This window comes from Cupriavidus sp. 01L46, assembly GCF_056399905.1.
Genome location: NZ_JBFTSF010000041.1, coordinates 19,711 through 34,234 on the forward strand (window position 1 = coordinate 19,711; position 14,524 = coordinate 34,234).

Annotated in this window: 13 protein-coding genes; 8 read left to right on the plus strand and 5 right to left on the minus strand. The window is 66.4% G+C overall.

The genetic code is table 11. The features are described 5' to 3' along the window. Window positions 1-52 precede the first annotated feature (52 nt). From AC1DS3_RS10045 to AC1DS3_RS10055, 3 genes are all read right to left on the minus strand, one after another. Complete coding sequence (locus tag AC1DS3_RS10045; RefSeq protein ID WP_477127103.1) at window positions 53-1,624, minus strand: sensor domain-containing diguanylate cyclase; 1,572 nt, start codon at window positions 1,622-1,624, stop codon at window positions 53-55. 251 nt (window positions 1,625-1,875) lie between these two features. Then, entirely contained in the window at window positions 1,876-2,550 is a 675-nt protein-coding gene (locus AC1DS3_RS10050) for a GntR family transcriptional regulator (RefSeq protein WP_477127097.1), read from the minus strand. Between the two features lie 58 nt (window positions 2,551-2,608). Continuing rightward, the gene (locus AC1DS3_RS10055; RefSeq protein WP_477127098.1) at window positions 2,609-4,408 is read right to left on the minus strand and encodes an IlvD/Edd family dehydratase; all 1,800 of its coding nucleotides are present in this window, start codon (window positions 4,406-4,408) and stop codon (window positions 2,609-2,611) included. 245 nt (window positions 4,409-4,653) lie between these two features. Between AC1DS3_RS10055 and AC1DS3_RS10060 the strand changes: the two genes are divergently transcribed. Both AC1DS3_RS10060 and AC1DS3_RS10065 read left to right on the plus strand, forming a co-directional pair. Continuing rightward, the gene (locus AC1DS3_RS10060; RefSeq protein ID WP_477127099.1) at window positions 4,654-5,682 is read left to right on the plus strand and encodes a tripartite tricarboxylate transporter substrate binding protein; all 1,029 of its coding nucleotides are present in this window, start codon (window positions 4,654-4,656) and stop codon (window positions 5,680-5,682) included. Between the two features lie 212 nt (window positions 5,683-5,894). Next, window positions 5,895-6,485 carry a phasin family protein gene (locus AC1DS3_RS10065; RefSeq protein WP_441637665.1) on the plus strand — a complete coding sequence of 197 codons (591 nt, stop codon included), beginning with the start codon at window positions 5,895-5,897 and terminating at the stop codon, window positions 6,483-6,485. Between the two features lie 206 nt (window positions 6,486-6,691). Here AC1DS3_RS10065 and AC1DS3_RS10070 read toward each other — a convergent pair whose 3' ends face one another. Next, window positions 6,692-7,108 (minus strand): hypothetical protein, encoded by a 417-nt coding sequence (locus AC1DS3_RS10070; protein ID WP_441637663.1) that lies wholly within the window; start codon window positions 7,106-7,108, stop codon window positions 6,692-6,694. Between the two features lie 329 nt (window positions 7,109-7,437). On the opposite strand from AC1DS3_RS10070, the gene AC1DS3_RS10075 reads away from it, so the two are divergent. Both AC1DS3_RS10075 and AC1DS3_RS10080 read left to right on the plus strand, forming a co-directional pair. Next, window positions 7,438-8,178, plus strand: a complete 741-nt coding sequence (locus AC1DS3_RS10075) for a GGDEF domain-containing protein (protein ID WP_441637661.1) — start codon at window positions 7,438-7,440, stop codon at window positions 8,176-8,178. Beyond that, window positions 8,175-8,927, plus strand: a complete 753-nt coding sequence (locus AC1DS3_RS10080; RefSeq protein ID WP_477109294.1) for a head GIN domain-containing protein — start codon at window positions 8,175-8,177, stop codon at window positions 8,925-8,927. The genes AC1DS3_RS10075 and AC1DS3_RS10080 overlap by 4 nt, the downstream gene beginning before the upstream one ends. Before the next feature lie 136 nt (window positions 8,928-9,063). Here AC1DS3_RS10080 and AC1DS3_RS10085 read toward each other — a convergent pair whose 3' ends face one another. Next, complete coding sequence (locus tag AC1DS3_RS10085; RefSeq protein ID WP_441637657.1) at window positions 9,064-9,912, minus strand: VOC family protein; 849 nt, start codon at window positions 9,910-9,912, stop codon at window positions 9,064-9,066. Between the two features lie 255 nt (window positions 9,913-10,167). Between AC1DS3_RS10085 and AC1DS3_RS10090 the strand changes: the two genes are divergently transcribed. The 4 genes from AC1DS3_RS10090 to AC1DS3_RS10105 form a co-directional block, all read left to right on the plus strand. Then, window positions 10,168-11,769 carry an ABC transporter substrate-binding protein gene (locus tag AC1DS3_RS10090; protein ID WP_477127100.1) on the plus strand — a complete coding sequence of 534 codons (1,602 nt, stop codon included), beginning with the start codon at window positions 10,168-10,170 and terminating at the stop codon, window positions 11,767-11,769. Window positions 11,770-11,776: 7 nt separating this feature from the next. Beyond that, window positions 11,777-12,760: an ABC transporter permease gene (locus AC1DS3_RS10095; protein WP_441637653.1), complete on the plus strand. Its 984-nt coding sequence runs from the start codon at window positions 11,777-11,779 to the stop codon at window positions 12,758-12,760. Beyond that, a complete protein-coding gene (locus AC1DS3_RS10100) occupies window positions 12,757-13,587 on the plus strand; it encodes an ABC transporter permease (protein WP_441637651.1) in 831 nt (276 codons plus the stop codon). The genes AC1DS3_RS10095 and AC1DS3_RS10100 overlap by 4 nt, the downstream gene beginning before the upstream one ends. Continuing rightward, window positions 13,584-14,524: ATP-binding cassette domain-containing protein (locus AC1DS3_RS10105; protein WP_477127101.1), on the plus strand; the 941-nt coding region annotated here is incomplete at its 3' end. The genes AC1DS3_RS10100 and AC1DS3_RS10105, both read left to right, overlap by 4 nt.

Below are 14,524 nucleotides of genomic sequence, written 5' to 3' on the forward strand. Positions count from 1 at the left end.
TTCGCGCAAGTTATCTCGCAAGTTATCTCGCCAGGCGCCGCTACCAGCGCGATCAGGGTGTATCCGCCTGGACGGCCGGCTCCGGCTGGTACCGGACCGTGTTGTTGCGTCCGTTGCGCTTGGCCTGATAGAGCGCGATATCCGACTTTTTCAGCACCTCGCCAACCTCCTCCGCCGACGAAGGAAAATGCGCGATGCCAAGTGAAACCGTCACGACCCCACCGGTGGGGTTCGGCGTCTTTTGCACAGCCTCGCGCAAACGCTCCGCAATCAGGAACGCGTTGTCCACGGTCGTGCCCGGCAGCAAGATAACGAACTCCTCCCCGCCGTTGCGGCATGTCATGTCGCCGCCCCGGGAACCGGCCCGCATCAGGCTAGCGATATGCACCAGCACCTCGTCGCCGACATCGTGCCCGTAGCGGTCATTGATCGACTTGAAGTGGTCCACATCGAGCGTGATGACGGCAAAGGACTGCCCGCCAAGCTCGTACAGGCTAAGCGCGTTGCCCAGCCCGCGGCGATTACGCAAACCCGTCAGTGCGTCGGTGATGGATTCATGGTTAAGCCGGTCCAGCTTGCTGCTGGTCAGGCTCATGCCCCGCAGCAGCGCTTTCTTGAGACGATCGGCTTCGACATACCTGGCCTGGATCCGCTCGATCCGCTCCATCCCGTCGGGCGTGGTCCCCATCCGGGCGTCATCGGCCAACTGCCCCAGCGGCCGCGAGATCCAGCGGGAAAACCACCAGATAAAGACCAGCGACAGGAGCAGGAAGGGAATGCTGTTGCCGAACGTCACCAGCACCAGGTCATTCAGATCGGCCAGCGTGGCTTGCGTGGATCTCTGCGCCACGATGCCCCACCCGGTGGACGCGACCGGCGCATAGCCTGCAAGCATCTCGACACCGTACTGGTTCATTATCTGCTGCGCGCCCGCTGCGCCGCTGGTTACCGCCAGCACAACTGAATTCTTGAAGATCGACTTGCCAACATGGGAGTCGTCCGGATGAAAAATCACGGTGCCTTTACGGTCCACCACATAGACATAAGAGCTGTCCCGATAATAATGGTTATCGAGAATCTCATGCAGCAGGTTCTTGGCATTCAGGTAAATCGTGCCCCCGACATAACCAAGCAGCCGCCCCTCCGCATTAATGATGGGATGGGAAATAAAGATAATCAGCCGCCCGCCGGAGGTCTTAAAGGGCTCGCTGATCGCCGGGGTGCGGGTGGTCAKGAGCGCGCGCCCCCAATCGGTCTTCACGCTCTGTCCGGCCCGGTGCAAGGCCGCTGGCGACACGGATAGCACCATGCCGTCCCGGCGGACGATGGCCACCGAGTTCAGGCTCCTGGTCTGCAAGCGCAAGCGCTCGGCCTCCTCGTCCACACGAGTCGGATCATCCATGGCCGCAGCCAGCAAACTGGCGCTGTATGCCAGTTGCTGCATGGTGCTTTCAAGATGGGCTCCCGTGGACTGTGCCAGCTTGGCCGCATAGACACGGTTGGCTTCCAGCGTATTCCGGATCAGCAGGTCACGCTGCACGCGGTAACTGGAGTACAGCGCATTGGCCATGGTCAGCAGGACCGATCCCAAGGCCAGGAGCAGGATCAGACCACCTAGCCCTATTTTGGGCGAGCGCCCCGGAAGCGGCTTACACGGTTGCGCTGACATCTCTTTTGCAGGCCGACGATCTTCAGAATCTTCAGAGGGGGACCGATTTTAGCACGGTCCACTGGCTAATATTCCTGCCGCAACGCGCAAATGCCAGCCCGCGCGGTTAAGGATTGGGAAAGGGATTTCAAGTTTCCCCTCGACTGGCGTATTGATTTTCCCAATATTTCCATTAACCATGCCCGGGAGACAAATAATGTAATGTACTAAGCAGGTCCTCCGGCACGCTCCCGCTCTGCCGCGAGGTAAGCGTCACGCGAGGGCAGCAGATGGCTACGGCATAGTGCGACAAGATCCTCGCGCCGGCCCTCGCGCAAGGCCTCGATCATGGCCCAGTGTTCCTGCCTGGCACGCTCGCGATAGCCCGCTGCAGCCAGCGACCCAAAGCGGATCGGATGGGCGCGGCGCGCGTATTCCTCGATGGCCTGGCGCAGCACCGCATTGTCGACCAGGGCGAACAACTCCCGGTGAAAGCGCYGGTTGATGYGGAACACCGCGCGCGCATCGCCTGCGGCCACCGCAACATCGTGCTCCTGCTGCACGGCCACCAGCGCCTGTAGCCGCGCGGCGGGCACCGGCAGCGCGATCAGGCTGGCGGCGTGCGTTTCCAGCACTTCGCGCAGTGCGTACAGCTCCATCACCTCGCGTGCCGGAAAGGCGCGCACCACCGCGCCGACGTTGCGCTTGCGCTCGACCACGCCCATGCCTTCGAGCGTGGCGAGCAACTGGCGCACCACATGGCGCTTCAGGTTGAAGCGCGCCATCAGGTCGTCTTCGACCAGCCGCTCGCGCGGACTCAGCAAGCCAAAGACGATGTCTTCCTCAAGGACCGCGGCGGCGGCCAGCATGGCTTGGGCGCCGCCGGGGGCATCGTCCTGCATGCTATGCGCCGCTTGTGCGCGCGTTCCTGCACGGGTTGGCCGATCCATGACAGGACGCTCAGGACTTGCGCGGCACGGTTTCGCTGGTCCGCGCGGCGCGCAGAAAATCGAAGTCCACGCCCTGGTCGGCCTGCGTCACCGTGGCCAGGAACAACTTGCGATAGCCGCGCTCGGCGGCAGGCCGCACCACTTCGTGCTCGGCCGCGCGGCGGGCCAGCTCCGCGTCGTCGATCAGCAGGGAAATTTCGCGCCGCGCCACCGACAGGCGGATGCGGTCGCCGTTGCGCACGTGCGCCAGCGGGCCACCGATGGCGGCTTCCGGCGTCACGTGCAGCACGATGGTGCCGGCCGCGGTCCCGCTCATGCGGCCATCCGAGATGCGCACCATATCCTTCACGCCGGCACGCGCCAGCTTCCTGGGAATCGGCATATAGCCGGCCTCGGGCATGCCGGGCGCGCCGGTCGGACCGATGCGCTTGAGCACGAGGATGTCGTCGGCTTTCACATCCAGCGCGTCGTCGTCGATGCACAGCGCCATGTCTTCGGCATCTTCGAACACCACGGCGCGTCCTTCATGCTCCATCAGCACAGGATCGGCGGCGGATTGCTTGATGATGGCGCCGCCCGGAGCCAGGTTGCCGCGCAGCACGGCCAGGCCACCCACCGGATAGATCGGCGCGTCGAACGGGCGAATCACATCCTGCGCGAACGGCGCGGGCGCAGCGTCGAGCTCCTCGCCCAGCGTGCGGCCTGAAACCGTCAGCGTGTCCAGGTGCAGCAGCGGGCGCAGCTCGCGCAGCAGCGCGGGCATCCCGCCGGCCGCGTGGAAGTCCTCCATGTAATGCTGGCCGGAGGGCTTCAGGTCCACCAGCACGGGGGTCTCGCGGCTCATGCGGTCCAGCCCGGCCAGGTCGATGTCGATKCCCAGGCGCCCGGCGATGGCGGTCAGGTGCACGATGCCGTTGGTGGAGCCGCCGATGGCCAGCAGCACACGGATGGCATTCTCGATCGCGCGGCCGGTGAGGATGCGGTCCGGCGTCAGGCCGGAGCGGGCCATGGCCACGGCAGTGGTGCCGGTGCGCTCGGCCACCCGCACGCGGTCGGCGGTAACCGCAGGGGCCGATGCGCCACCGGCCACCATCATGCCGAGCGCTTCGGTCAGGCAGGCCATGGTGCTGGCCGTGCCCATCACCGAGCAGGTGCCCACGCTGGCTACCAGCTGGTTGTTCACGTCGGCAATCTCGGGCGCATCGATCTCCTCGGCGCGGTAGCGGCCCCAGTAGCGGCGGCAATCGGTGCAGGCACCCACGCGCTCCCCGCGATGCGAGCCAGTCAGCATGGCGCCGGTGACCAGCTGGATCGCCGGCACCCCGGCCGAGGCTGCGCCCATCAGCTGCGCGGGCACGGTCTTGTCGCAGCCTCCGATCAGCACCACGGCGTCCATGGGCTGCGCGCGGATCATTTCCTCGGTGTCCATCGACATGAGGTTGCGCAGGTACATKCTGGTGGGCGCCGAGAAGCTCTCATGCACGGAGATGGTGGGAAAGTCCACCGGCAGGCCGCCCGCCAGCATGACGCCGCGCTTGACGGCTTCCACCAGTTGCGGCGCGTTGCCGTGGCAAGGGTTGTAGCTGCTGTTGGTGTTGACGATGCCGATCACCGGCCGCGACAGCGCGTCGTCGGTATAGCCCGCGCCCTTGATAAAGGCCTTGCGCAGGAACAGCGAGAAGCCTTTGTCGCCATAGTTGGTCAGGCCCTTGCCCAGGCCGCTCTCGGCATCCTGCGCCGGTTCGAAGGGGTCTTGGCCGGCTTGTGCCGAGGCGGAAGGGTCCTTGGGGGAATCGTGGGTGCCGGCCATGTGCATCTCCAATAATATTATTGATAATCGAGGCAGGCATCATATCTGGCCTTGCCGCTGCGCCGCAATGGAAAATTCAGCCCTGCCCCTTTAATTGAAAATTCAGATCAGTCGATAGAAAACTTCTGATTCTTCAATCAAGAGACGCCCCCTACACTCTGCCGTAGCGACGAGCCGGGCGTCCCGCGCTGCACAGCCTTGCTGTGCCTTCCCATCCATACCAACCCGGCGCAGGAGATTCCCCTATGACCGGCATTCGACGCCACGCGCGGACGCGCGTTTCCGCACCCAGGCGCCATCTGATCCTCTCCGCGCTCGCCGGCGCCATGCTGGCAGCCACGGCCGCCTTCCCCGGCCTGGCCGCTGCCGCCGACTATCCGACCAAGCCGATCCGCCTGGTTGTGCCCTACCCGCCGGGTGGCGCCACCGACGTCRTCGGCCGCACCCTGGCGCAGCACCTGTCCACCGCGTTGGGCCAGCAGGTCGTGGTCGACAACCGGGCCGGCGCCGCCGGCAATATCGGCGCGGAGCTGGTCGCCAAGTCGCCCGCCGACGGCTATACCCTGCTGATGGGTGCGCTGACCAGCCACGCGATCAACGCGGCGCTGTACAAGAACCGCGTCTCCTACGACATCGAGAAGAGCTTTGCGCCGGTGGCCATCGTGGGTACCGTGCCGCTTGTGTTCGTGGTCAATCCCAGCGTCAAGGCCAACAGCCTGCCGCAGTTGATCGCGCTGGCAAAGGCCACCCCTGGCGCGATCACCTTTGCCTCCGCCGGCAATGGCTCGCCCCAGCATCTGGCAGGCGAGATGTTCAAGCGCATGGCCGGCGTGGACATGCTGCACGTGCCTTACAAAGGCAGCGGCCCCGCCATGACCGACCTGATCGGCGGGCAAGTGCTCAGCATGGTCGAGACCGTGCCGGCAGCGCAGTCCTACGTAAAGGGCGGCAAGATCCGCGCGCTGGCCGTTACCACCAGCGAGCGCGTGGCGGCGCTGCCCGACGTGCCAACCGCCAATGAAGCGGGCCTGAAGGACTTCGAGGTCAACTCCATGTTCGGCATCGTGGCCCCGGCCGGCACCCCGGCGCCGGTGGTGGACCGGCTCAACGCCGAGCTCAAGAAGATCCTGGCCGAGCCCGACGTGAAAGCCTCCCTGCTCAAGCAAGGCGCCATCGCCACCTGGACCACGCCGGCGCAGACCCAGGCCCGCATCAAATCCGAGCTGGCGAAGTGGACCGCGGTGATCCGGGAAGCGGGCGTCAAGCCCGAGTAAGCCGCCCCGCCGCCCCTGGGATCCCGGATCCCGGATTGCAGGTTGCCCGCCCCGCCCTGATGTGACGGGGTGGGCGCCTGTCGTCGCGCGCCTTGACACCCTGACGATTGCGCCTATGATGACTAGCGCAATGCTGCGGCGCAGCAAGTGACGATTGCCACCGACGAAATCCCTTCGGACGCGTTGCCTCGTCATGAACTATCGGAGACGCTATGGCTACCCTCTCTCACGCTGAACACGTCGAGGCGCCTCTGCCTTACCCCGTTATCGATTTTGGCCTGGCAAGCCCCTGGGCGCAGGTGGCGCAGAAGATCGGTGCGCTGAACCTGCAAACGGCAAAGACGCTCATTGCCGAAGGTACCGACTACTTGCGCGAGGCGGCCGCGCAACCGTTCAGCTTCACCACGTTCCGGCCCGAGCTGGCCGACGTGATGGCGCAGCACATTGCCGCCTACACCCACAGCCTGATCGAGATCGTGTTTGGCGCGAACGCGGATTTTTCCGACAACGTCCAACGCCATTTCGCCACGATCGGCGGCCAGGACCCGTTTCAATGGTGCCTGATGGGCCGGGATTTCCTGCCGGAGTACGGCAACGGGCTGCCCGCCATGGGCGCGGCGATGACAGGCTGGGTTGCGGCCTACCTGCCGGGCGGCAAGCCGCTGCCGGAAGCAAACGCCGAAGCCGCGCCGCGCAAGACCGCGCTGCTGGCGGCACCAGCCGACGTCGTGGAGCCGGTCGTGGAGCCGGTCGCGGAGCCGATTGTGGAGCCAGCCGTGGCGCCGGCCAAGCCAGCCGAATAAACCCGGCTCAGGTGGCCCTTGCCGGTCACATCCGCCAGCAGCAACCGCGGTGCCCGCCTTGAGCGGGTGGCGCGAACTGGTGTGGCGAAGTGTCAATGGCAACCGGCCTGAAGTGGGACTCCCCGGCCGCGTCGTCCTACGCGCGTAGCAAGAAAGCGCTGATCCGATGCGTCTGAATCAGCGCTTGCACAGCGCGCTTGGCCAGGTCATTGGCAGGCAGTGCCGGGCACAGGCTTGCCCGAGTTGGTCATGCCCTGGCAGGCGTCGCCGACAATGGTGTCGGAGTCGAAGGCGGCGTTGTTATATGGCTTGAGCCTGCCCGCTACCGTGCAGCAAAAGCGCGGCTCGCCCGGGACGGGCGTTGCTGGCGGCGCGCTCTTCGCCATGCGGGAGGAGGACGCAGGCATCTGACTGGCGGGCGTTGGCGCGGGAGCAATACGGGAGACTGGCGGCTTGGCGGGCTGGTCGACGCTCTGGTCGTCGTCATCCGGAGACATGCACCGGCCATTCTGGCAGATCCGCTCACCTTTGCACTGCATGTCATATTGACAACCCGCTGCGACTGCGTGCAGCGGCGACGCCATCGCCAACGTGGTGGCGAACAGCAAGCCCAGCGTTCTCATGTTTCCTCCTACTCGACTGCCAGCGCAAATCGTACGAACCGCCCGCGCCGGATCGTATGTTCCGGCACTGGCGAGCGCCGGGCATCGTGCTGTTTTGCACGGGACACCCGACTACAGCGCCGACCGCCACGTCAGCCGAAGCGATACACCGCTACCTCTAGCATAGGCATCGGGACCCGACACAGGGAACCCCGCCATGCAAGCGTGTGAGCGTCGCACCACCAAGCGCGGCGACGGCAAAAAAGCGCTGCGCGCAGTGCCCGGCCAGGGCGTCCAAACGCCCGTGTGAAACCGCTTGCGCCCGGCGCCCGCACGCTTCTAGTCCTTGTATGATTGCCGCTGGATTCATTGCACTGCCCTGCCCGCCGCTGAGCCCCAGGGCGTTTTTCGGCGTCATCGCGCTGGCCTGGGTCCTCCTCTTTCCCATGATGGCGCCGCAAGACCTGCTGGAACTCAAGGGCATCCTGGTCGTCTGCTACGCGCTCTATTTCACGGGCATCACGGTGTACACATTCATCACGCTGCGGCGCGCGAAGCTGCAGAACTTCGTCATGGCCAAGACCTTGCTGCAGCAGGCTTATGTGGACGCGCTGACTGAGATTCCCAACCGCCGGGCCTTCATGCTCAACGTGGGCAGCCTGGTGCCGCGCGCCACCGCGGAGCAAGACCACTACCTGGCGATGGTGGACATCGACGACTTCAAGAAGGTCAATGACCGCTACGGCCACGACATTGGCGACGCAGTGTTCAAGCACGTGGCCGCGGGGATCAAGCTGGAGATGGGGGACTGCCAGTATGCGCGCCTGGGCGGAGAGGAGTTCGGCATTTATCTCAAAGGGATGACGCGCGCCGAGGCGGAAATCCGCATCGGCATGCTGTGCCGCAGCATCCGGGATGCGCCATCGGAGCCCCCCGTGACCATCAGCATTGGCGTCACCCACATGGTCAGCGGCGACACGCTCACCAAGGCGCTCATCAAAGCCGATGAAGCGCTCTATGATTCAAAGAGGACCGGCAAGGACAAGTATACGTTCCACCAGGAGCCCCGCCAGCCCGAAGGATCGCCATGACCCATATCAACCTGCTTTGCGCTGCCTGCCTGGCATCCACCTGCCTTGCCGGCATGGCGCTGGCTCAGTCAAGCACCGTGGTTATCAACCAGAGCGGCATTTCCGCCTCGGGCACGTCCGGGAGCAGCGTCGTCATTGTCAATGGCCAGGTGGTGACTTCCCATGACGCCACCAAGGGAGGCGGCCCCGAGAAGACCGAGCAGCGCATGGTTGGCGCGTTCTCCGGCGTGCAGCTCAATGCCCCGGCCGATGTGGTGTTCTCGGTTGCGCGCGCGTACTCCGTTTCCATCACCGGCCCCGCGGACATCCTGCCGCTGGTGCTCACCAGCCTGGACAACGGCAGGCTGACGATTGGCCTGAGCGCACCAGTCGTGCTCGCGGCGCCGCTCCGGGTGGCCATTACCGGGCCCTCGCTCCAGGCGGTCAGCATTCCCGGCGCCGGCACCCTGCGTGCGTCCGGCCTGCACGAGGCATCCATCGACCTGCGCCTGTCCGGCTCCGGCTCGATCGTTGCCGAGGGCACCGTGGGCAGCGTGCGCGCCGCGATCTCCGGCTCCGGCGAGGTCGATGCCAGCGCCTTGCGCGCGCAGAGGCTGGACGCGCAGGTCAGCGGCTCGGGCCGCATCCTCGGCTACGCGTCGGATACGGCCAGCGTGGCGCTGACGGGATCCGGCGACATCATCGTTGCCGGCAAGCCGCACCAGCGCGCCGTCAGCCGGACGGGTTCCGGCCAGGTATCGTTCGAATAGCCGGTCGCGCCGGACCTAACAGGCGGCCAGCCCGTCCACCGCCTGCTGGGTGATGGCGACGCCATGCCGTACCGTGGCGTCGCGCCACGGCTGGGCGCGTAGAAATCCGTGAAATCCATCGTTAAACCGTCCGCGCTTATTCCGTAAAGGCAAGGGTGACGCCCGCCGCCTCGGCAGGTGGCACCACCAGCAGGCCGTCAATCTCCTCGACGCCGCGGATCTCGCCTGCCGCCAGCGCGGCGCGCGCCGTTGCCAGCGCTGTGGTGCGCAGCACCAGCGCCACCATGCGGTCGCGGCCATCAATCAGCGGCGGCACGCTCGCGCCAAAGCGCCGCGCCGCCGCCTCCGGCGTCAGCACCACCACCGACGCACCGCCGGCGCGCAGCAGCTCGCCGTGCGCACCCTTGCCCACGTGCTCGGCGCCGAACAAGCGCGACAGCAGGCCGATGGTGCGCGCCGGGTCTGCGGCCGCGATCACGTATTGCGCCACGCCGGTCACGCCGTTGGGATGGGCCTGCCAGTGCCCGCGCCAGACCAGTTCCGGCGTGAAGTGGTGGCAGAAGTAGAGGCGTCCGTTTGGCACCAGGTGCGCGGCCAGCCGCACCGTGCGAAAGCGCGCTTCGCCGGTGGCGCCGGGCAGCTCGACCGGGCGCGTGAACTCACGCGGCGGCCCTTCCACTTCCAGCCCGCGCGCCAGGATCTCGCGGTGCAGGCCGGTGGAGTCGGCGCTCTTGAAGACGAGTCCGGTCAGGCCAGCCGGCTCGGCCAGCAGGTCCGCGCGGCCGGTCGCCGCCTTGCCGGCTTCAAAGCCGAGCAGCTCCAGGTAGTCCGTATCGAAGATCGCGAGGTGGTTGCTAGACCCGAGCGAATGATGGCCGCGCGGCGTCAGCTGGAAACCCAGGCGGCGATAGCGGCTGGCGGCGCCGTCCAGGCCTTCATGGACATTGACGACCACGTGGTCGAGCAGCGGGATCAGGTTTGGCATGAGAGGGGTTCCGTTGGAATAAACGAGCAGTTGGCGAGCGTACGCGAGCACGGCGCGATCCCCAACTGCGCGTTTCGTCTTTGCATATGCGCGCCGCGCGCGCCCGCCGGGTGCGCAGCGCGCCGCGCAGCCAACGTCTTTGCTTAGACGAAAAGCGCGTTTCCCTCGCGCAGCGGCGCCCCCTACACTCGCTGGCTGTCCAGCCTTCGTGCTCCCTGCTTCCTGCATTCCTTCGGTTATTGTGGAACCCCTGCCATGCCCCTGACGCGACGCGACTTCCTGATTCAATCCGGTGCCCTTGCCGCTGGCGCCTCCCTCCCKGGCACGCTGCTGGCACAGGCTGCCGACACGCCGCGCAAGGGCGGCGTGCTGACGGTCCTGCTGGGCGGCGAGCAGCGCATCCTCAACCCCGCGCTGCGCGCGTCCACCGGCGTCTACGTGGTGTCCAGCAAGATCATCGAGTCGCTGGTGGACCTGGACGYCAGCGGCAAGCCCGCTCCCGTGCTGGCCACCAGCTGGAGTAGCTCACCGGACGGCAAGACCATCACCTTCAAGCTGCGCGAGGGCGTGACCTGGCACGACGGCAAGCCCTTCACCTCGGCCGACGTGCAGTACAACGCGATGGAGCTGTGGAAGAAGCACCTGAACTACGGCACCGCGCTGCACCTGTACCTCGATGCTGTCGATACCCCTAACGCACAGACCGCGGTATTCCGCTATTCGCGCCCGATGCCCATCGAGCTGCTGCTGCGCGCGCTGTGCGACCTTGGCTACGTGGTGCCGCGCCACAAGTTCGAAGGCACCAGCGTGCTGGAGAACCCCGCCAATACCGCGCCGGTCGGCACGGGGCCGTTCCGCTTCACCCAGTACGAACGGGGCCAGTTCGTGATCGCCGAGCGCAATGCCGCATATTGGCGCAAGACCGCGCCGTACCTTGACCGCGTGGTGTGGCGCATCATCACCGACAAGTCCGCCGCGGCTGCCGCGCTCGAAACCGGCGAGGCGCAGCTAACCACCTATTCGCATGTCGGYCTGGCGGATCTTGAGCGATTCAAGAAGGATGGGCGCTTCAAGGTGTCCACCAAGGGACTGGAAGCCAATTCCTACAACAACACGCTGGAGTTCAACGTGCGCCGCAAGGAGCTGTCGGACGTGCGCGTGCGCCGCGCCATCGCGCATGCCATCGATGTCGACTTCTTCATCAAGAACTTCCTGTACGGCACCGCCAAGCCGGCCACCGGCCCGATTCCCTCGACCTCGTCGTTCTATCCGGGCGGCAAGCAGCCCTATCCGTTCGACCGCAAGCGCGCCGAAGCCCTGCTCGACGAAGCCGGCTTCAAGCGCGGCGCCGACGGCAACCGCTTCACGCTCAAGCTGGTGCCGATCCAGAACGGCGAAGACGTGCCACTGTTCGCCACCTACGTACAGCAGTCGCTGGCGCAGGTGGGCATCAAGGTCACCGTGCAGCAACTCGACATCGCCGGCGCGTTGTCGACCGTGTACCGCGACTGGAATTTCGACCTTGCCACCGGCTGGCACCAGTACCGCGGCGACCCCGCGGTCTCGACCACCGTCTGGTACCGCTCAGGCAGCCCCAAGGGCGCGCCCTGGACCAACCAGTACGGTTGGCAGTCCGCCAAGGTCGACAAGCTGATCGACGACGCCGGCTCGGAGATCAACCCGGCCAAGCGCAAGGCGCTCTATGCCGAGTGGGTCAAGGAGGTCAATGACGAGCTGCCGGTCTGGATGGTGACGGAGCGCGAGTTCTACTCGATCACCAGCAAGCGCGTGCACAACGACCACAACACGCCGCGCTGGCCGTCCAGCAGTTGGTACGACACTTGGCTGTCGGCCTGAGCCGGCCATGCGCATCTTGTCACTCGCCCTGCGCAGGCTGGCAGCCAGCCTGCCCTCGCTGCTGCTGATCCTGTGCGGCCTGTTCCTGCTGCTGCAATTCGCCCCGGGAGACACCGTCGATGCCCTGGTCGCCGAAATGGGCGGCGCGGATGCCGCCGTCATCGGCCAGCTGCGGCAGTTCTACGGGCTTGACGCCTCCACCACGGTGCAGCTTGGCCGCTACCTGTGGCGTCTGGTGCATCTGGACCTGGGCTACTCCGCCATCTACGGCAAGCCGGTGGCCGCCGTCATCCTGGAGCGCCTGCCCGTCACACTGCTGCTGATGGGCTGCGCGCAGGTGCTGGCCGCCGTGTGCGGCATTGCGCTGGGCGTAGCCGCGGCGCACCGGGCCGACCGCTGGCCGGATACGCTGGCATCCATGCTTGGGCTGGTGTTCTACGCCACGCCATCGTTCTGGTTCGGCCTGATGGGCATCGTGGTGTTCGCCATCCACCTGGGGTGGCTGCCGCCCGGTGGCTACCAGGACGTCGCTGCGGGCTACACGGGCCTGGCACGCCTGGCCGACATCGCCTGGCACCTGGTGCTGCCCACCGTGACCCTGGCGCTGATCTACCTGGCCATCTACCTGCGCATCATGCGCGCGTCGATGCTGGAGGTGCTGACGCTGGATTTCGTACGCAGCGCGCGCGCCAAGGGCCTGTCCGAGTACGCCGTGCTGGTGCGCCATGTGCTGCGCAACGCGCTGCTGCCGCTGCTCACGCTGGCCGGGCTGCAGTTCGGCACCATGCTGGGGGGCTCGGTGGTGATCGAAAGCGTGTTCGCGTTGCCGGGGCTGGGCCGGCTGGCCTATGACTCGGTGGTCCAGCGCGACCTGAACACCCTGCTGGGCATCGTCTTCATCAGCGCGCTGCTGGTGATCGCCATCAATTTCATCGTCGACATGCTGTATGCGCTGCTCGACCCCCGCATCCTTCACGAACGCAAGGCATGAAGCTGCTCCGACGTTACCTGCGCAACCCGGCCGCAGCCTTTGGCCTGCTGGTGTTGCTGGCGGTCATTGCCATGGCCGCGTGCGCCTCGGCCGTGTTTCCCGCCGATCCCCTTTCCCTTGCCGGCCGTCCGTTGCAGTGGCCGCTGGAGGATCCGCATTTCTGGCTAGGCACTGACCAGACCGGGCGCGACATCGCCGCCCAGATCTTTCACGGCGCGCGCGTCTCGCTGCTGATCGGCTTCGTGGCCACGCTGATTGCCGTGTCCATCGGCATCCTGATCGGCGCGTTCGCGGGATACTACGGCGGCTGGGCCGACAACCTGCTGATGCGGCTGACCGAAGGCTTTCAGACGCTGCCCAGCTTCTTGCTACTGCTGGTGCTGGTGTCAGTGTTCGGCTCCGGCATCACCAATGTGACGCTGGCCATCGGCGTGGTGTCCTGGCCCGCCACCGCGCGGCTGACGCGCGCCGAGTTCCTGACCCTGCGCAACCGCGACTTCGTCCACTCCTGCCGCGCGCTGGGCATGCGCGACCTGCAGATCATCTTTCGCGAGATCCTGCCTAACGCGCTGCCGCCGGTGGTGGTGTACGCCAGCGTAGTGATGGCGCTGGCCATCCTGCTGGAAAGCGCGCTGGCCTTTCTCAACCTGTCAGACCCGAACGTGGCCTCCTGGGGCAACCTGATCGGCGGCGGGCGCAGCGTGCTGCGTTCGCAGTGGTATGTCTCGGCCATTCCCGGCATCGCCATCCTGCTCACCGTGCTGGCTGTGTCGCTGGTGGGACAAGGCCTGAACGACGCACTCAACCCCAGGCTGAAACGCGCATGAGCGGCCCCTTGCCCTTCCTTCTCAGCATCGACGCGCTCAGCGTCGCCTTGCCCGCTGGTGCCGACCGCCCGCTCGCGCTGGACGGCGTCTGCCTGGCGCTGGCGCCAGGTGAAATCCTGTGCGTGGTTGGCGAAAGCGGCTCCGGCAAATCCATGACCGCCGGCGCCGTGCTTGGGCTGCTGCCCGATGGCGTGCGCCGCAGCGCCGGGCGCATCCTGTTTGAAGGCCGCGAGCTGACGGCGCTGTCCGAGGCGGATCTGCGGCGCATACGTGGCGCCCGCATCGGCATGATCTTCCAGGAGCCGATGACGGCGCTCAATCCGCTGCGCACCATCGGCGACCAGATCGGCGAGGTGTTCCGCACCCACACCCGGTTACCCAAGGCGGAAATCGCACGCAAAGTACAGAACCTGCTGGAAGACGTGCAGATCCCGCAGCCGCTTGCCGCCGCTGACGCCTATCCGCATGCGCTGTCCGGCGGGCAGCGCCAGCGCGCCATGATTGCCATGGCGCTGGCGCTCGAGCCCAGCTTGCTGATTGCCGATGAACCCACCACCGCGCTCGACGTCACCACCCAGGCCCAGATCCTGCGGCTGATCCGCGAATTGCAGCAACGCAAGGGCACGGCGGTGCTGTTCATCACGCACGACTTCGGCGTGGTGGCGGAGATTGCCGACCGCATCGCGGTCATGCGCCGAGGCAAGGTGGTGGAGACCGGGCCAGCCGCCGAGATCCTGGCGCGGCCACAGCACCCCTACACCCAAGCGCTTCTGGCCGCCGTGCCCGCGCTGGAGCCGCCGCCACCGCGCGTGCAAACGGGTGGCACGCTGCTCGCCATCGACGGCATCGGCAAAACCTACCGCGGCGGCGGCTGGCTCGGCCGGGGACGGCGCCAGGTGCAGGCGCTCGACCAGGTATCGCTCGCGCTGCCGCGCGG

Bases quoted from the DNA above. Each gene is read 5' to 3' on its own strand.
- AC1DS3_RS10065 (WP_441637665.1), top strand. From the start codon at position 5,895: ATGGCTACCCTCTCTCACGCTGAACACGTCGAGGCGCCTCTGCCTTAC.
- AC1DS3_RS10070 (WP_441637663.1), bottom strand. From the start codon at position 7,108: ATGAGAACGCTGGGCTTGCTGTTCGCCACCACGTTGGCGATGGCGTCG.
- AC1DS3_RS10075 (WP_441637661.1), top strand. From the start codon at position 7,438: ATGATTGCCGCTGGATTCATTGCACTGCCCTGCCCGCCGCTGAGCCCC.
- AC1DS3_RS10080 (WP_477109294.1), top strand. From the start codon at position 8,175: ATGACCCATATCAACCTGCTTTGCGCTGCCTGCCTGGCATCCACCTGC.
- AC1DS3_RS10085 (WP_441637657.1), bottom strand. From the start codon at position 9,912: ATGCCAAACCTGATCCCGCTGCTCGACCACGTGGTCGTCAATGTCCAT.
- AC1DS3_RS10095 (WP_441637653.1), top strand. From the start codon at position 11,777: ATGCGCATCTTGTCACTCGCCCTGCGCAGGCTGGCAGCCAGCCTGCCC.
- AC1DS3_RS10100 (WP_441637651.1), top strand. From the start codon at position 12,757: ATGAAGCTGCTCCGACGTTACCTGCGCAACCCGGCCGCAGCCTTTGGC.